This window comes from Pseudomonas sp. NY15463 (genome assembly GCF_048068415.1).
Lineage (GTDB): Bacteria > Pseudomonadota > Gammaproteobacteria > Pseudomonadales > Pseudomonadaceae > Aquipseudomonas > Aquipseudomonas mosselii_C.
On sequence record NZ_JBLUQD010000006.1, the window covers coordinates 21685 to 38262 of the forward strand.

At 58.6% G+C, this 16578-nt stretch carries 19 protein-coding genes and 4 tRNA genes; 13 read left to right on the forward strand and 10 right to left on the reverse strand.

Going from position 1 to position 16578, the window contains the following annotated elements:
• Window positions 1-146: 146 nt before the first annotated feature.
• From ACNFIC_RS15930 to ACNFIC_RS15945, 4 genes are all read left to right on the forward strand, one after another.
• Window positions 147-222: transfer RNA gene (locus ACNFIC_RS15930), tRNA-Asn, on the forward strand.
• A gap of 4 nt (window positions 223-226) precedes the next feature.
• A tRNA-Pro gene (locus tag ACNFIC_RS15935) sits at window positions 227-303 on the forward strand.
• Between the two features lie 6 nt (window positions 304-309).
• Window positions 310-385: transfer RNA gene (locus ACNFIC_RS15940), tRNA-Lys, on the forward strand.
• A 100-nt stretch (window positions 386-485) separates the two neighbouring features.
• Window positions 486-749, forward strand: coding sequence for a hypothetical protein (locus tag ACNFIC_RS15945; RefSeq protein ID WP_416781392.1), 264 nt, complete (start codon window positions 486-488; stop codon window positions 747-749).
• Between the two features lie 337 nt (window positions 750-1086).
• Here ACNFIC_RS15945 and ACNFIC_RS15950 read toward each other — a convergent pair whose 3' ends face one another.
• The 3 genes from ACNFIC_RS15950 to ACNFIC_RS15960 form a co-directional block, all read right to left on the reverse strand.
• Window positions 1087-2382 carry an NAD(P)/FAD-dependent oxidoreductase gene (locus tag ACNFIC_RS15950; protein WP_138219712.1) on the reverse strand — a complete coding sequence of 432 codons (1296 nt, stop codon included), beginning with the start codon at window positions 2380-2382 and terminating at the stop codon, window positions 1087-1089.
• Window positions 2383-2466: 84 nt separating this feature from the next.
• Window positions 2467-2640: a DUF3094 family protein gene (locus tag ACNFIC_RS15955; protein WP_138219713.1), complete on the reverse strand. Its 174-nt coding sequence runs from the start codon at window positions 2638-2640 to the stop codon at window positions 2467-2469.
• A 131-nt stretch (window positions 2641-2771) separates the two neighbouring features.
• The gene (locus ACNFIC_RS15960) at window positions 2772-3401 is read right to left on the reverse strand and encodes a DUF1780 domain-containing protein (protein WP_138219714.1); all 630 of its coding nucleotides are present in this window, start codon (window positions 3399-3401) and stop codon (window positions 2772-2774) included.
• Between the two features lie 127 nt (window positions 3402-3528).
• On the opposite strand from ACNFIC_RS15960, the gene ACNFIC_RS15965 reads away from it, so the two are divergent.
• A complete protein-coding gene (locus ACNFIC_RS15965; protein ID WP_138219715.1) occupies window positions 3529-4212 on the forward strand; it encodes an energy-coupling factor ABC transporter permease in 684 nt (227 codons plus the stop codon).
• 48 nt (window positions 4213-4260) lie between these two features.
• On the opposite strand, the gene yacG is transcribed toward ACNFIC_RS15965, so the two are convergent.
• Genes yacG through ACNFIC_RS15985 form a run of 4 tightly spaced genes read right to left on the reverse strand, consistent with a single transcriptional unit; the run spans window position 4261 to window position 7205 of the window.
• Complete coding sequence (gene yacG / locus ACNFIC_RS15970; RefSeq protein ID WP_138219716.1) at window positions 4261-4461, reverse strand: DNA gyrase inhibitor YacG; 201 nt, start codon at window positions 4459-4461, stop codon at window positions 4261-4263.
• Window positions 4458-5081, reverse strand: coding sequence for a dephospho-CoA kinase (coaE, locus tag ACNFIC_RS15975; protein ID WP_138219717.1), 624 nt, complete (start codon window positions 5079-5081; stop codon window positions 4458-4460). The genes yacG and coaE overlap by 4 nt, the downstream gene beginning before the upstream one ends.
• Window positions 5081-5947, reverse strand: a complete 867-nt coding sequence (locus ACNFIC_RS15980) for a prepilin peptidase (protein ID WP_416781393.1) — start codon at window positions 5945-5947, stop codon at window positions 5081-5083. The genes coaE and ACNFIC_RS15980 overlap by 1 nt, the downstream gene beginning before the upstream one ends.
• Before the next feature lie 49 nt (window positions 5948-5996).
• Window positions 5997-7205, reverse strand: coding sequence for a type II secretion system F family protein (locus ACNFIC_RS15985; protein ID WP_416781394.1), 1209 nt, complete (start codon window positions 7203-7205; stop codon window positions 5997-5999).
• A 216-nt stretch (window positions 7206-7421) separates the two neighbouring features.
• On the opposite strand from ACNFIC_RS15985, the gene ACNFIC_RS15990 reads away from it, so the two are divergent.
• The 7 genes from ACNFIC_RS15990 to ACNFIC_RS16020 all read left to right on the forward strand — a co-directional run bounded on the left by ACNFIC_RS15990 (window position 7422) and on the right by ACNFIC_RS16020 (window position 12037).
• Window positions 7422-7832, forward strand: coding sequence for a pilin (locus ACNFIC_RS15990; protein ID WP_416781395.1), 411 nt, complete (start codon window positions 7422-7424; stop codon window positions 7830-7832).
• 58 nt (window positions 7833-7890) lie between these two features.
• Window positions 7891-7966 (forward strand) — tRNA-Thr (locus ACNFIC_RS15995).
• 166 nt (window positions 7967-8132) lie between these two features.
• Window positions 8133-9350, forward strand: coding sequence for a tyrosine-type recombinase/integrase (locus ACNFIC_RS16000; RefSeq protein ID WP_416781396.1), 1218 nt, complete (start codon window positions 8133-8135; stop codon window positions 9348-9350).
• The gene (locus ACNFIC_RS16005) at window positions 9347-10084 is read left to right on the forward strand and encodes a hypothetical protein (protein ID WP_416781397.1); all 738 of its coding nucleotides are present in this window, start codon (window positions 9347-9349) and stop codon (window positions 10082-10084) included. Before ACNFIC_RS16000 ends, ACNFIC_RS16005 begins: the two co-directional genes overlap by 4 nt.
• Window positions 10085-10196: 112 nt before the next feature.
• Window positions 10197-10403, forward strand: coding sequence for a helix-turn-helix transcriptional regulator (locus ACNFIC_RS16010; RefSeq protein WP_416781398.1), 207 nt, complete (start codon window positions 10197-10199; stop codon window positions 10401-10403).
• Window positions 10404-10429: 26 nt separating this feature from the next.
• Window positions 10430-11287, forward strand: coding sequence for a plasmid replication initiator TrfA (trfA, locus tag ACNFIC_RS16015; RefSeq protein ID WP_416781399.1), 858 nt, complete (start codon window positions 10430-10432; stop codon window positions 11285-11287).
• A 261-nt stretch (window positions 11288-11548) separates the two neighbouring features.
• Window positions 11549-12037, forward strand: coding sequence for a hypothetical protein (locus tag ACNFIC_RS16020; RefSeq protein ID WP_416781400.1), 489 nt, complete (start codon window positions 11549-11551; stop codon window positions 12035-12037).
• A gap of 13 nt (window positions 12038-12050) precedes the next feature.
• Here ACNFIC_RS16020 and ACNFIC_RS16025 read toward each other — a convergent pair whose 3' ends face one another.
• From ACNFIC_RS16025 to ACNFIC_RS16035, 3 genes are read right to left on the reverse strand one after another with little or no spacing between them, the layout of a single operon-like run.
• Window positions 12051-12488, reverse strand: coding sequence for a hypothetical protein (locus ACNFIC_RS16025; protein WP_416781401.1), 438 nt, complete (start codon window positions 12486-12488; stop codon window positions 12051-12053).
• Between the two features lie 35 nt (window positions 12489-12523).
• Window positions 12524-13450, reverse strand: coding sequence for a site-specific integrase (locus tag ACNFIC_RS16030; protein ID WP_416781402.1), 927 nt, complete (start codon window positions 13448-13450; stop codon window positions 12524-12526).
• Complete coding sequence (locus tag ACNFIC_RS16035) at window positions 13443-13685, reverse strand: hypothetical protein (protein WP_008091975.1); 243 nt, start codon at window positions 13683-13685, stop codon at window positions 13443-13445. Before ACNFIC_RS16035 ends, ACNFIC_RS16030 begins: the two co-directional genes overlap by 8 nt.
• Window positions 13686-14558: 873 nt before the next feature.
• On the opposite strand from ACNFIC_RS16035, the gene ACNFIC_RS16040 reads away from it, so the two are divergent.
• Window positions 14559-16499 (forward strand): hypothetical protein, encoded by a 1941-nt coding sequence (locus ACNFIC_RS16040; RefSeq protein ID WP_416781403.1) that lies wholly within the window; start codon window positions 14559-14561, stop codon window positions 16497-16499.
• The last annotated feature ends 79 nt before the right edge of the window (window positions 16500-16578 follow it).

Sequence of the window (16578 nt, forward strand, 5' to 3'; positions counted from 1 at the left end):
AACTTACAAATCAGTAAGTTGAATGAAAAAAAGTGGTTGACAAGCAAAACGAAGAATGTAGAATAGCCGGCCTCAGCAGCGACAACGCTAAAGAGTTCGAAGCTAACACAGGCTTCGAAGTGGTAAGAGTTGTACCGAAGTTCAGTTCCGCGATAGCTCAGTCGGTAGAGCAAATGACTGTTAATCATTGGGTCCCTGGTTCGAGTCCAGGTCGCGGAGCCAATCTCGGGGTGTAGCGCAGTCCGGTAGCGCGCCTGCTTTGGGAGCAGGATGTCAGGAGTTCGAATCCCCTCACCCCGACCATTTTTAGGGTCGTTAGCTCAGTTGGTAGAGCAGTTGGCTTTTAACCAATTGGTCGTAGGTTCGAATCCTACACGACCCACCATGTAAAAAGGGCATCTCGAATGAGATGCCCTTTTTCTTTTGTCTGCGTTTTTTCCCGCTGCTCTACTAGCCTGTGGCGTGCCGCGCAGGAGCAGCGCTTCATGGCAGTGACCGCCCGTGTATTCATCGCTACCAGCCCGGATGGCTTCATCGCTCGCGAAGACGGCGGCCTAGCTTGGTTGCTGAGCGTCACCACCTCCACCGACGAACACGGTTATGCAGGCTTCATGGCCGGTATCGATACGCTGGTGATGGGGTGCGCTACGCTCGAAAAAGTCATGGCGTTCGAGGGGGCAGGGGATTGCGTTGTTCGGCGGGCAGGCCAAGGACGTGCCGTTGCGGCACCTGCGTACGACCAGTTATGAGAGTGGGTTCGTGCAGAGCACGTATCGTGTCGAGCGCTGAGCGATGGTGGCACCGGCTGCGCCGGTGTTCGCGGCTGAAGCCGCTCCCACAGGGTATGCGGCGCGCTTGCGAAATCAGTTCTCTGCGCGACAGCGTAGCCCAAAGGGCTGGGTAATCTCCCACAGGTGCAGTGCTGTATTCAGCGCTTTGCACCATCCCGTAGGAGCGGCTTGAGCCGCGAACACCGGCGCAGCCGGTGCCATCCTCCGCGTGGTCTGCTTCGCGGGAGTCCGGTAAACCCGCTACCACAGGATGGTGCAACGCCTGAACCCAGCGCTGCACCACCTTCTTCGTGGCTTAGTGCAACTTCAGGCGTGGCTCGGTGCCGCGACCAATCTTGCTGCCCAGCATCAGCATCGCCGTGCGGAAGAACCCGTACAGCGCCATCTGGTGCATGCGGTACAGCGACACGTAGAACATCCGCGCCAGCCAGCCTTCCAGCTTCACGCTGCCCATCAAGTTACCCATCAGGTTGCCCACCGCCGAGAAGCGCGACAGCGACACCAGCGAGCCGTAGTCTTTGTACGCATAGGTCAGCAGTGGCTTGCCTTCAAGGCGCGCGACGAGACTCTTGGCCAGGGTCGAAGCCTGTTGGTGTGCGGCCTGGGCCCGTGGCGGCACGTTGCGGTCGCTGCCCGGCTGCGGGCAGGCGGCGCAATCGCCGAAGGCGAAGATATCGTCGTCCAGGGTAGTCTGCAGGGTCGGGCGCACCACGAGCTGGTTGATGCGGTTGGTTTCCAGCCCGTCGATGTCTTTCAGGAAGCTCGGTGCACGAATGCCCGCCGCCCAGACTTTCAGGCTGGCCTGGATCACTTCACCGTCGGCCGTCTTCAAGCCGCCCTCAGTCACCTCGCTGACCGCCGCATTGGTCATCACGGTGACGCCGAGTTTTTCCAAGGTCTTGTGCACTGGCACGCTGATGCGTTCTGGCAGCGCGGGCAGCACGCGCGGCCCAGCCTCGATCAGGGTGATGTGCATGTCCTTGGGCTGGATGCGGTCCAGGCCGTAGGCCGCCAATTCATGCGCAGCGTTGTGCAGTTCAGCCGCCAGTTCCACGCCGGTGGCGCCAGCACCGACGATGGCCACGCTGATCTTCTCGCTTTGCGGCGCACCGGCGTGAGCACGCAGGTAGTGGTTGAGCAACTGCTGGTGGAAGCGCTCGGCCTGCTTGCGGCTGTCCAGGAAAATGCAGTGCTGGGCCGCGCCCAGGGTACCGAAGTCGTTGGTGTTGCTGCCCACGGCGATCACCAGGCTGTCGTAGCCCAAGGTTCGCGCAGGTAGCAACTCGCGGCCTTCTTCATCGAGGGTCGCCGCCAGCTGGATCTGCTTGCTCTCACGGTCCAGGCCGCTCATGCGGCCGAGCTGGAAGTTGAAGTGGTTCCACTTGGCCTGGGCCACGTAGTTCAGTTCGTCTTCCGAAGAGTTGAGCGAGCCGGCAGCCACTTCATGCAGCAGCGGCTTCCAGATGTGGGTCAGGTTGGCATCAACCAGGGTGATTTCGGCGCGCTTGCGCTTGCCCAGGGTCTTACCCAGGCGGGTCGCCAGTTCCAGGCCGCCGGCGCCGCCGCCGACAATCACGATGCGATGAGTCATGGGGATATCTCACAAGTTTTACGGAATGCGTGGGCACAAGGCCCGGCCGTGTCCGGCACGAGGGGCGGGCGAGCGCAAGGCAGCTCATAGCACCAGTCCACTCAGCAGGCGGCTCAAGAGGCCCAGACCGATGGTCACGGCCACCACCAGCAGCAGGAGCAGCCAAGGCCGGAATGGCCTGCGCTCTACACGGTGCTGGGGGGCGCTCAGATACTCATCGACGCGACGCTGATCTTCTGGATTCAGACGGCTGGTCATGGGGGCCTCGTCAGATAGACGTTTGTGACTGCGTATACGCCACAGCGTTCACGCAAGCGCTTGAAGTCAATGATAATGCGTTCTATCGCTGGCGCCGAGTGTACGCCATCGCACACCCACTCGGCAGTGGATCAAAGACTGATGCCCACATCGAACACGATGCTGCGCCCCAGGTTGGCACGCAGAAAGTCCGGGGCGTCCGGGTGGGCGAAGATCACCCGGGCGAAGGTTGGCCCGACCAGCGACAGTGAACGCCAACCCTGGCGCAGGTACTCGGTTGGCGGCGGGAAGTGGCTGTTGAGGTCAAGCACTTCGCGCTTGAGGCTGGCGAAGGCGATGATGTCCAGCTCCCCAAGGTCGAGCCCACGTTCGCGGTAGTTGTGCGCCTTCTTACGCAGGGTCGGGCCCAGGCGCGCGAGCAGTTCGTGCGCGCTGATGCGCCGGGGGCGTACCTCGCGGCGCACCAGTTGGCTCAATGAAAACGCGCTGCGCCGACGTTGCAGCTCCTCGCGCCACTCATCGTTGAGGCGCCGCCCTTCGTCGAGCACGAAGAACACCTCGAACGCGGCATCGCGAAACAGCACATCCGGTGGCTCTTGTCCGGCGGGGGTGAAGTCCTCGCTGCGGTAGGCAATGTTCAGCCCTTGCAGCAGGCGCTGGCAGACCCAACGCTCGCGCTCCCATTTGCGGGCATTGGACAGGAACGCATTGGCTTGTTCGGCCTGGATGGTAAGCAGGCGCAGATAGTCTGAGTCATCCATGCCCTCAAGCTTAGTCGCTAAATCATGACGGTAAGATGCTGTTTGTGCGTGGGAATCGGCGAGACAGGTAAAACCTGGAATCGGTGTAGACTCAGGCTTATCCACAAGATGCGAAGGGGTATGCGCGGTGATCAGTGCACAGGTGTTGTCCGCCACCAGCCTCACCCTGGGCTGGCTCGGCTATGTACCCTTGTTGCTCTGGGCCATCAGCCGTACGCGCTGGATAGAACTGTGCACCGACAGCCGCCGCCAGCACCTGCTGTTCGGCACGGTGTTCGGGCTGTTCGCGCTGTGGCTGGTGCGCCGCGACTTCGACACCGGGGTGTCGTACCACTTCATCGGCATGACCGCCGTCACCCTGTTGCTGGACTGGCCGCTGGCGGTGCTCGGCGGCTTTCTGGCGCAATTGGGCCTGTTGCTGCTGGGCCGCCAGGACCTCGCGGCCATTGGTGTCAATGGCCTGTTGATCGTGGGCCTGCCAGTGTTGGTCACCGAGGCCTGCGCGATTCTGGTCGAGCGCGCGCAGCCACGTAACCTGTTCGTGTACATCTTCTGTTGTGGATTCTTCCCCGCCGCACTCACGGTATTGCTGTGCCTGGGCGCCGCGCTTGGGCTGCTGTGGCTGGACGAGCGCTTCGCCCTGCCGGAGTGGCTGAGCGACTTCGTCGGTTACCTGTGGCTGATGATGTTCCCCGAGGCATTCATCAACGGCACGCTGATCAGCGCCCTGGTGGTGTTCTGCCCGGAGTGGCTGGAGACGTTCAACCGCACCCGCTACCTGCAAGCGCCTTGGAAGGATGAGGAACGCTGAAAACACCACGGGGCAAGTCCGCCCCGTGATCGCGCTACCTGGGCCGACTCAGTGGCGCGGCTCCAGGTCCCCCGAATACAGCTCATCCTCCGATTCATGCGCCCCCGCGATCTTGTGCTCTTCGGCCGCCCACGCGCCCAGGTCGATCAGCTTGCAGCGGTCCGAGCAAAACGGCCGGAACGGGCTCTTGTCGCCCCATTCCACAGGCGCCCCGCAGGTTGGGCAATCAACGGTCATTGGCTGGCTCATGGCTGGCCTCCTCGCAAAGTCAGGTAAAAGTGGTGCAGGCGGTCAATCTGCGCATGCAGCGCGAGCAGGTCGCTGTCATTGACCACCACGTCATCGGCATGGCGCAGCCGCTCTTCGCGGGCCAACTGGGCCCCGAGGATCGCCTGCACCTGTTCAGGGCTGGTGTTGTCGCGCTGCAAGGTGCGCTGCACCTGCAACGCGGTAGGGGCGTCGATCACCAGGATGCGTTGGGTCTTCTGGTGCTGGCCCGACTCGATCAACAACGGCGACACATACACCGCATACGGCGATTCGGCCTTGGCCAGGTAGTTGAAAATCTCCTGACCGATCAGTGGATGCAGCAACTGCTCCAGCCATTGGCGCTGGGCCGGATCGGCGAAGATCAGCTGGCGCAGCGCGGCGCGGTCGAGCTGGCCGTCGGCATGCAGCACAGTGGGGCCAAAGCGCTCGACAATGCTCGCCAGGGCCGGGCGGCCGGGTTCGACCACCCAGCGTGCAGCCTGGTCGGCATCGACCAGGTGCACGCCGAGTTCGACGAAACGCTCGGCGGCGGCGCTCTTGCCGCTGCCGATGCCGCCGGTCAGGCCGAGAATCCAGGGGGTGAAAGGCGCTGTGCTCATCAGGTTCCAAGCAGTTGCAGGTAAGAGGCGACTATTTCATCACCCCAGAGCAGCGCGATCCACCCCGCAATCGCCAGATACGGCCCAAAGGGGATCGGCGCACCGCGCTGCGCACGCCGCAAACGCAGCAACACCAGGCCGATCAGCGCCCCGGCCAGCGACGCGCCGAGTACCGTCAGCGGCAAGATCTGCCAACCGCCCCAGGCGCCGAGCATCGCCAGCAGCTTGAAGTCGCCATAGCCCATGCCCTCTTTGCCGGTGAGCAAGCGGAACAGCCAGTACACCGACCACAGGCTCAGATAGCCGAGCACCGCGCCCCACAGCGCATCGGCCAGCGGCACGAGCAGGCCAAAGGCATTGACCACCAGCCCCAGCCACAGCAACGGCAGCACCAACACATCGGGCAACAGTTGATGGTCGGCATCGATCAGGCTCAAGCCCAGCAGCCCCCAGCTCAGCAACAGTACCGCCAGCGCCGGCACCCCCGGCCCGAAATGCCAGGCCACCAGCAGCGACAGCAGCGCGCAAGCCAGCTCCACCAGCGGATAGCGTGGGCTGATCCGCCCCTTGCACCCTGCACAACGCCCACCCAAGGCCAGGTAGCTGAGCAGCGGGATGTTTTCCCAGGCGCGGATTCGGTGCTGGCAATGCGGGCAGTGCGAGGCCGGCAGGCACAGGTTGTAGCGCGGCTGCGGCGTTTCCGGCAAGCCCAGCATCGCCTGCGCCTCGCGCTGCCATTGGCGTTCGAGCATCACCGGCAAGCGGTGCGCCAACACATTCAGAAAACTGCCGACCAGCAGCCCCAGCAACGCGGCCAGGCAATAAAAGAAAGGCGGGTGGTCGAGGATAACGCTCCAGGCACTCATGTTCAGGTCCATCGCATACAAGGTGTGGGGATCTGCCGCGAGCCAGCCATCACATCAGGCTACCCAACTGGAAGATCGGCAAGTACATCGCCACCACCAGGCCACCTACCAGCAGCCCGAGGATCAGCACGATGGCGGGCTCGAGCAGCGTGGTCAACTGCCCCAGCGCTTCGCCGACCTGCTCTTCGTAGTGCTGCGCGGCCTTGCACAGCATCTGATCGAGGGTGCCGCTGGATTCCCCAACAGCCACCAGTTGGCGCAGCAACGGCGGAAACAGCCCGTCAGCCGCCATCGCCCGCTCCAGCCCCAGGCCATGCGCGACCCGCTGGCGTAGCCCGATAATCGCCTGCTCGTGCAACGCATCGCCACTTACCGGCGCCACCGTTTCCAGCGCATCCAGCAGCGCCACCCCCGCGCCATAGGCCGTGCCCAGGCTACGCGCAAAGCGCGCCATGGCCGCCTGCCCGAGCAAACGCCCCAGCACCGGTAGCCGCAGTATCTGGCGCAACATCCACAGCCGCCCCGGCAGATAGCGCCGATACACCTCACGCCCCGTAACACCCGCCGCCACCCCCAGCAGCGCCAGCCACCACGCGTGCAGGCCCAGCCCTGTGGACATGTCGATCACCCACTGGGTAAACGCCGGCAGCGCCTGCTCGGCACTGGCGAACATTCCTTCGAAGCGTGGCACCACTTCCAGCAACAGCAGCGCCGCCACCCCCAAGCCGGTCAGCAGCAGCAGGGCAGGGTAGAGCATTGCCTTGCGCACCTTACGCCGCAGCGCCTGGCGTGTTTCGAGCATCGACGCCAACTGCTCCAGTTGCCGGTCGAGCGTGCCGGACTGCTCACCCACCCGCACCAGGTCGCAGTAAAGCGTATCGAACACGTGCGCATAGCGCCGCAAGGCTTGCGCCAGCGCCAACCCCTGCGCCACATCCCGGCTCAAGCGTTCTACTAGCGTACGCATTGGTGCATCCGCATTGCTGCGCGCCATCACCTCGAACGCTTGCAACAGCGGCACCCCAGCGGTGAGCAAGGTTGCCAATTGCCGGCTGAACCCCGCCGCATCCACCTTGCCCTCGCGCTGTGGCCACCGCCAGCGCGGCCTGCCCGCGGGCCGCACCGAGGTGACGCGGATCCCCTGCTGGCGCAACCACGCCTGCACGAACGCCGGGCTGCGCCCAGCCTGTTGGCCGTGTTGAGGAACCCCCGTGGCAGTGACGCCCTCCCAGGCGTAGAGACGAGTAGAAGCTGGCATGCGAGAGTCCTTTTCGCTAAAGCGACAAGCCTGGTAACAGCTTGCCGGGCCCATTCCCGGGCGCGTTTTATTGACGCTCACTAGAGTAGTCCAGCGACGATGACGCACCGCCGCCCAGGGGTGACAAAAGGTGTCGGTTCAGGCCTACTGCGCCGCTGCCGGCGGCGCGTCGCATTTCGCCGATTGGCGTTCACGCATTGCAAAGGAACACCGCTCATGAAAGGGCAACGTGGTATCACCCTGATCGAACTGATGATCGTCGTAGCGATCATTGGCATTCTGGCGACCATCGCCGTCCCGATGTACACCGACCACCAGGCCCGTGCCAAAGCCGGCGCCGCGCTGTTGGAAGTCACCGCGCTCAAGACCCCGATGGAGCTGCGCCTGAACGACGGCAAGGACGTCGCCGATATCGCCAGCCTGGGCGGTCAAGCCAGCACCAGCCATTGCGCCATCACCGCCAGCGGCACCGCCTCCAGCGGCGCGGCGAGCATCGCCTGCACCCTGGCCGACGCCCCGGCCAATGTGCTCGGCAAGACCCTCACCCTGACCCGCACCCAGGCCGGCTGGCGATGCGTGACCACGGTGGACCCAGACCTCGCGCCGAGCGGCTGCACAGCGCAGTGAAAGTGAATTGAAACAGAGGTTTGCGTAACGGACACGGCAGTGGTACGTTGCGCAACACGCCGGTGTAGCTCAGTCGGTAGAGCAGCGCACTCGTAACGCGAAGGTCGCAGGTTCGATTCCTGTCTCCGGCACCAGTCAATAGATTCATGCAGTGCCAAGCAGTCGCATGAAATCCCCCAGAGGCCCGCCTAGTGCGGGCTTTCTGTTTCATGCGGTGCCATCCAGTTCCATCCCAGCGCTTGTCCTTTGAGTACCTGTCCGAGTACCTTAACGTGGTTCAATAATCCATGGGTACTCAGCATGCCTTTGACGGCACTACAGGTTAAGAATGCCGCTCCACGTGAAAGGGACTATGGGCTTGCCGACGGGGCAGGCTTGTTTCTCTGGATTCGTGCAGCGGGTGGCAAGTCGTGGCGCTTTCGATTCCGCTTAGATGGCAAGCAGTCACACATTTCGCTTGGCACCATCGAAAAGGTCACTCTTGCGCAGGCGCGACAGCATGCCTCCGAGGCCCGTCAGCTTGTGGCACAGGGGCGACATCCTGGGCTTGAGCGAAAGGTTGCACGAGCACAGGCAGCGGTCTCACGTGCGAATACTTTCAAAAGCCTGGCGTTGGAGTGGCATCAGCACAAGTCGCCTCGTTGGTCAGCAGGTTATGCCACTGATGTAATCGAGGCTTTCGAACTCGATATCTTTCCGCAAGTCGGGTCTTTCCCGTTAGCTGAAATCAAGCCCATGCAGTGGTTGCAGGTCTTCCGCCGTATCGAGTCCAGGGGCGCTCTCGAAAAACTGCGCAAGGTTCGGCAGCGTTGCCAAGAGGTTTATCGTTTTGCGATTGCCACTGGACGTGTTGAGTACAACCCCATCGCAGATATCGGAGGGGCGCTTCAAACCCCAACGTCTCGACACTACCCCTTCTTGCCCATCGCAGAGCTACCCGACTTGATACACAGCTTTCAGGCATGTCCTGGGCACGATGTGGTGAAAATCGCTACCCGCCTGCTCATTCTGACAGGGGTACGAACTGCTGAGTTGAGGGGAGCGCCCTGGTCTGAATTCGATCTTGATAAAGAGCTATGGGTCATCCCCGCTGAGCGAATGAAAATGCGCCGCGCTCATTCTGTGCCTTTGCCTAAACAGGCAGTGGCTGCATTGCGTGAGTTAGAGGGCATTACTGGCGGCTATACCCTTGCATTCCCTGGCCGGAACGATCCAGCCAAGCCCATGAGCGAGGCCGCCATAAATCAGCTACTCAAGCGCTCTGGTTACGACGGTCGTGCTACAGGGCATGGGTTCCGCCATACGATGTCGACCACTTTGCATGAACAAGGATATCGCAGCGAATGGGTCGAAACTCAGTTAGCGCATGTGGACAAAAACAGTATTCGCGGCACATACAACCATGCTCAGTATTTGGAGGGGCGTCGTGAGATGCTCCAGTGGTATGCGGACCTTCTGGATTCATTACCATCGAACAGGGTGGTCGTTTCCGCTGTATTGGGGGAGCGAAATACATGACTGATGACCTGATCCGTTTGTGTGATCTTCTACCTATGTACTCTAATTATCATGGGGTCAGTTTGCCTGAGGCTGCATTTGGCCTTCACGAGCTTATGGATGAAGCGTTTCTTGCATATTTAGGTCGTGCTGAAGAGCTCCTTCCCGAACGGCTATTTTGGGTTGGTGGGGTCGGTTCATCAAAACGATCAGCCAGGGGTTATGTATTAGGTCATGAAGGATTGATCAAGTATTTTAAAGCTTTGTGTGAGCCTTCGGGTAGCACTCAGTTCATTAACTGTTTTTGTCATGCGGAATATGAGTATGTTAACGTTCCCGCTAGCATTGTTTACTCCTCCAAGTCGGCTCTCAGTGAATGGTTAAAAAATGCGGGGGTTTCAGATTTTTCGTTTGTTTTGGATGTTGGGGCGAGCTCGAAAGAGTGTGGTGGTAGCAGTGTTATTAGTTCTAAGGAGCTTAATTCAATTAGCTTGATTATTAATGGCTTGGTAGAGTTAATTAAAGAGGTTGATAAAGCTCATGCAGTCCAAGGGATTGATGCAGCTGCTCAGATTCGAGCTGATGCTATCAAGCGTCGTGCTTTGGGCGTTCGTTCGGTGCGCAAGAATTTTAATCCATGCATGGCAATTCTATCGTTAGCCGACGCTGCTCAAGTCGAAATGCCGAAAAGCCACAAGACTCTAGGGAAATTCATGAAAGGTCATATTCAGAGTGATATGGAGCAAAGCACATAATTTTTAAGAGTTTCTGGCATTTCCTTGAAAAAAAGGCAATTGCCACGACTAGTTGCCACTGGTGCCATTAAATCCCTAGCCATCCAATCCGGTTCCAAGGAGACCCGCCCAGATGGCTAGTCAACCAATCTCACCTTTACTGCTTCGTTTGCCTGGCGTGTGTGCCCTGGTAGGGCTTAGCAAATCTCAGATCTACCGGTTGATCCGGTCTGGCGATTTCCCACCAGGCGTTTCCCTTGGTGCGAACTCCGTGGCTTGGCCTGCCGAGCAAGTGCATGCCTGGGTGGCGCAGAAGATCAGTGCATCCATTCCTCAGTGATGACTGTGAATAAGACACTTACGAGCATGCTTGCTCGGATTGAGGCAAATCAGAAGCGCTCTCTTGCTAAGCCCCAAGAAGTAAAAGTTGAGGGTGAGGTTAATTTACTGCCGAACTGGTCAGAATCGGTGCGTCGTGTTCCGAACGTCGCTTTACGCTCAGCCTTATTTGGTGCAATTGGAAAAGGAAATCGGCCTTATGTTGAACAAATGGAAATTAATGCTATTGGAGGTGTCAGTATTTTCTATACAGGCGCACTACTTGATCAGGGTGATCTAGATGTGTGGGAGACAGTGTTGCACCTGGCTCGAATGCGGGAGTTGGGCTCGGAGTGCAGGGTGACCGCGTATCGGCTGTTGAAAATTCTTGGTAAAACAGATACAGGGAAGAATCGAAAGATTCTAGATAAGCATATTAGTAGGCTCAAGGCTACAGCGTTGCAGGTTAAGGTGGGGAGACATTCATATGAGGGAAGCTTTATTCATGAAGTATATCGTGCTCAAGATGAGCGAAGTGAGCGCATATACGCCATTCGGTTGAATCCAAAGCTTCATGTGCTGTTTAATGGCAGTCAGTATACCAATGTGAACTGGTCCGTTCGCCAGGCGCTACATGGAAAGCCACTTGCTCAGTGGGTGCACGGGTTTTATTCGTCGCATGCAAAATCTTATGATTACAAAGTTGAGACCTTGCACCAACTATGCGGGAGTCGTGCGAAGTCTTTATCTGACTTCAAAAAAGATTTGCGCCGCTCCCTTGAAGCTGTAGCGCTTGCAAGCACCGCAGAGGGACTGCCATTTAGCTTTCTTTTGGAAGGAAATCTGGTGCAGGTTAAAACTACCCCAAGCGCCTCACAGCAGCGCTATCTGGCGAAAAAACGCTGATACCGTTCCAGCCCCCGTTTTTTTGCCGTTCCAGCGCCCCCGATTTTACCGTCCCAACACCCTAGGCTACCGTTCCAAGACCCCGGCGATGCCGTTCCTACACCCATGATGTACCGTTCTAGCGCTCCTTGAATTCGACTGTGAAATGGCGCTCTAGCCCAGTAAGGGTAGGGGGTGCAGTGATTTTTACTGAGTGCACTAATCTGTTATTAATCAATTATAATCACTGCCGTTACGGTTGGATCCATGAGGTTTTCAGGGATGAATCAAGAACCATTGCCTAGCGCTTGGGTTATCGAGGAGGCGCGAACATTCATGAGAGCTGCTCAGATACTAGAGCAAAGGGCTACTGATGACCGCGATCCGAATCTGTTCTGGCCAGCCGTTATGAATTCGGCGCTCGCTTGTGAGCTGTTTCTGAAATCGTGCTTGGTAGAAGCTGACCCCCGATATCCGAGAACTGAGCATGATCCCGAAGGGCATCTGCGGCTTGCTGTGCGGATGCCTGGAAATGGTCATGGCCTGGCCGATCTGTACAACGCCATTTCGCCTGAGCTGACCAATCAACTATGCGAAGTCTCAAAGCAAATGGCGCCAGATTTCCCCCTAGAAAAATGGATCAAAATAGCCTCGAAGCTATTCGTCGGAACTCGATATCCGTACGAAGCGAACTCTGTCCAGAGCGTGGATTTGGAAGTGCTGAAGCTTGCTCCGCACTTGGATTGCGTGCTGGCGGAAATGATGCGGTGAGCCTAAACAGGACCTATGAGAGGGTATCAAAACGGCGAGTGCGCTGGGCTGTAAGGGCATGTCTGACGGCAGAGGCTGTTTCGTCGCCTCCGGAGGCCCAAGAGTCCATCAATGCGGTGACTTGATCCAGCCGGTCCTGCATTAACCGGAGTTGTTCTTGATCTCTGTAGGCGGCCCTCAATGCCACGTCGCGGTCTTGGTCAGAAATGGCAAGGATGTCACGCAGGTTTTCAATCTCTTGATGGTGACGTTTGGAAATGCCAGAAATGTGGCCAATGTGGTGCAGCTCCATCTCTTTGAGTGCGTCGCTGTGCTCCTTAAGCAGAGCTTTATGCCGCTCGACGCTTGCGTCGAGGGTAGCCTTGAGCCGCGCACCGGACTTTTTGCTTTCCAAGAGCACCACTGCCAAAACACCAATCGCGATCACCGCTACGCCAATGACGAAGAGCAAGCTACTGCTGATCCATGTGGGGTCGATGTTTATTCTCAACGCAGATAAACCTCAGTAATTTCCGGCCGGAAGTGGCCCATTTCCTGCGAAACCACCGCCAGTGCCTGTTTTCGCGTTAAATGACTTTGCAATGTCGTCATGCGCTCCTGTGCGTAGGTATGCCGCAGTCCATGTGCGCCGTTCGACCACCCGAGTGCGACTTTGGAAGCTGCGCTAACGCTTTTGCTCCACGGCTGACCACCGCCAATCTCGTAAAACTGTTGGTAGTTGATTCCTCGATCTTTGACAGTTCGCGGCTCTGTCAGCCGGGTTCTCTCCAGTCGCTGGGCCAGGGGTATTGGAATACGGACTTCGCGGATCAGCCCACCTTTGCCGTGAACGGTGTAGCTGATGGTCGATTCGCGAATGCCTGAAAACTTCATTCCATGCGCAGGACGTTGATCCGGTACACGTTGGTGCGTTCTGCGAAGGCCGAGTAACTCATGGGCACGGAGGCCTGCGGCATACGCAATCTCTGTCGCCAGGGCGTTGTGGGGAGCTTGACGAGCTGCAATCAATGACATTTGCTCGCCGTTGTAGGCTCTCGTTTGATCGGCCAGCCTACGGCCCAAGGCAGGATGGTTTGTCGTTCCTGTACGGCCTATTGCCGTGCTCTTGATGACTTCAAGGGGCTGGCCCGGTGTTAGCTGGTGAGTGACATGCTGCATCATGGCTTGAAGAGCCTGGCGCTCCATATCCAAGGTTTTCTGGCCAACGACGGTCGCCCTTTGGCGGAGGTACTCAAGGGCACGGGCGGGGGTCATTTCACGGAGGCTGCCGAGTCGATGCTCCTGAAGGTAAGCGGTAATACGCACCAAGCGTTGCTCATAATTGCGAACGGTGCCGACCGAGCGGATGTGAGTGCCCTGGAGACTTTTCATCACAGACGCGGCCTGTTTTGCAGGCTTGGCGAACTTAGCCACTCAGGCGATTCCGATGTAGCCATCGGTGTACTGTGGAACGCTGAATCTTGATGCCTTTCTCGGCTATCCAGCGTTGGAGTTCGGTGCCATTGCAACCTGCTGAATCAAGCTGCAAAAGCTCGTACTTGTAGTTATCCAGCAATGAGCGGCGCTGGGCATAGGTTCGGGGCTTTCTCCGAATCCTAGATTCGGCCTTGAGGCGTGCAGTAATGCTCTGCGCATCGAATTCGCTCATGGGATTCTCTCTATCAGGTGTAAGAACTCCTGACCGTTTCCGGTTCAGCGACACACCATCCGTAGATGGTTCGTTGTGTGCCTGTTCGCCCCCCTTTGCATGAGATGCAGGCGGGGACTGTTCACGCCTACTCGGATTCTCCGAGTGAGTTCCTAAGTGTCCGCTCAGGTTCGGTTGCCATTGGGTCTGGCTGACCATGCTGGGTTGTCTTCTCTCCTCAAGTGGTTGGTCGTTGATGGTCCCGACACGTAGTCGGCGTTGGGCCGGGCACACATGCGATGACGCGGGTGTGTCCGATGGGCTAGTGCCCGCGATGACGCAGGCCGAGCCCCCTGCCACTGTCTCAACCCATGAATCACACGGGTAACGAAACTGCCGGGCAGTGCGGTTTGGTTCCCGATCAGCTTACGAAAATGAGGATGGGCAGACAACGCAATGTCGCTGCGTTGTATTTGTTGCGTCAAATCGGAATGGTCGAGTGTGCCCGCTATGTAGAGCGCCGTTTAGGCGCGTTACATAGCGGGCACATAGGCGCCGAAAAGTGAGACGGTAGTAACTACATCGAGTTGAGTGGAGACGCAGGAAGGGGAGCGATAGGCTGGAGGTCGTTCTGCCTTTTTACCGGAGAGATGTGAGCATGAAACTGAGGTTTTTTCTGGATGCAATGCACCTGCGGATGCCTTTTGCTACAAAGTGGGTTGGTAGGGCTGGCATCGTCCTAGGGCCAGTTCTTGGGCTGCTGCACTTGTTCGCTGCGGCAGTTATGCGGCCATATGGACAGCATGTGGTGGAACAGTATGACGCCGTTCAACGCACGGGCAATTTGTTAGCTGCACCTGCGGCCCAGTATTTCATCCTGCTCGGTTTTGCACTGTGTCTGTTCTGGTTTGGTTTGTGGGCCGCCAGGATTGGTTTGGCCCTTCGGAGCTGGATAATTCGGCGGCGGGCTGTTTGATGAGTGTCGCGTCGGCTGAGGATTTTGCCGGGTTCAACTGGGTATTCGGTCTATGGGAGAACGTCGCTTTGACGATCATGACCGCTACCGAACCACTGTTCGTTGCGCTCAATGAGACGAGCACTGAACTGATCGTAGTGGTGGGGATTGGCTGGCTACTGCTGGTTGTGCTGCGGTTAGGTGAAGGTGCAGGCCGTACGTTTTTTGCCGGTGTCCTAATTTTCCTGCTGTTGGCGTATGGAATGAGACCGGCGACTGTGACGCTTCCAAGTGGCGCGTCAGTACGAATGATCGAGGTCCAAGCGGTTCCGCTTAAAGTTGTCATGGCGATACACGTGATGTACCGGCAGGCATTTGACCAGGTTTTGAGCGACCAAACTGTGGCCGGGACTATCGTCCCAGCGCAGGCGGCAATCGACAATATGGTTGGGCGCTCAGCGGATGTGTTTGCGGGTAGTGATCTCGCCCGGCTGATCAGGGACTACAACGCCAGTTGTGCCCCAGCACCGGCTGAGCTAGCAGGGCCTGAGCATGCAGCCAAAGTGGAGGCGTTGCATGCCATTGGCCTGTTGGGCGGCGGCGGGCTTGGGATTCCTGATAAGGAAGTTGGTCTCATTGCGCAGGCGCGTACCGGCCTTGGAGGTGCATGGACATATGTTTTTGGCTCCGCTGAAGAAAATGGCGGTTGGGGGGCCTACTTGCTGGGAGGAGGGGCTGCTCGTACAGGTTTGGAGCATGTGCTCGATCAGAGAGCTATCCAGTCACGCCGAGAAGCGGGTATACGCGCTTTAGAAACGGCAGGCCCATTCATGGGGAGCAGCTATGCGCTGCCAACGCAGTCACATTGGGCTGCAAGGCTTGCAGGTCAAGATGATGCGACGCCGTCCTATTTGCCAATCAGCAAAATGCCTAATCTGAAATCGACAATCGTCGGGGATGATCAGGGAATCATGTTTCGTCCATCCAGCTGTGTAGAGGCGTACCAGATCGCGCAGATGGGGGCAGAGCAGGCCTACCAAGCGCTGCGCGACTCAGGTCAGGTCATTGCGGGAGGGCAGCGAGTCAGCGCGGAGGTTGGAGCGGTCAGTACCGCCGTGGCATGGCAACGATTCATGGCTCGTTCTCTAGAGAGAACGACGGGGATGTCGGCTGGTGACACCGAGGTCGCCGGTGGAATTTTGGCCGCTGCGCAGATGTTCAAAAATTTCAGTAGCTGGCTGGACCTGCAAACGCTGTTGCCGGGATATGTCATCATGTCGGCTTGGTTGTTCTGGATTGTCTTGATCCTTGCCCCGCTTTTCCTGCTGCTCGCGCCACTGCGGGGTGCTACGATACTCGTTAATTGGCTATCTCTACTCCTTCTGCCGGTCATCGCGGTTATGACCGCCCAGATGATCACCGTTGCGATCTCACAAACTATGGCTGCTGTAGCCGTAGCGCAGGCGGGAGCCGCGAGTGGATGGACTGGAGTAGGGGCTGATTACGATGGTCTTCGTGGATTGATGTCAGCCGTAGCTGCCGTATCGCTTGGCCTTTCCACGTGGATCACTTCGAGTATGCTAGGCGTTTCGTTGGGAGGCCTGGCGGGCAGCCTGTCAGGCGCCGTGGCTACAGCTAGTGATGCGGGCCGCTTCGCTATGAAAGCAGTTGGCGTTGCCATGTTGGGTTCTAAATTGGCGGGGATAGGTGCTGCGGCTTCATCACGAGGCGGGGGTGGTTCGAGCCCACAGAACGGCGCTGGAGCGTCTCCATCGGCCCCACGGTCTGCCAATCCGGTGGGACCTAGCTCGATTCCACCACCTCGGCCCAGTAGTCAAGGTGCGGGGTGGTCGCTAAACCCCCCGAAACCTAACAAGTAGAGTTTGGGCAGGAGGGGCGGCGTTGACCGCCCTGGTGCAGATGATGACGCCACGTTCAGTGGGGCGCGTCTGCACAAGC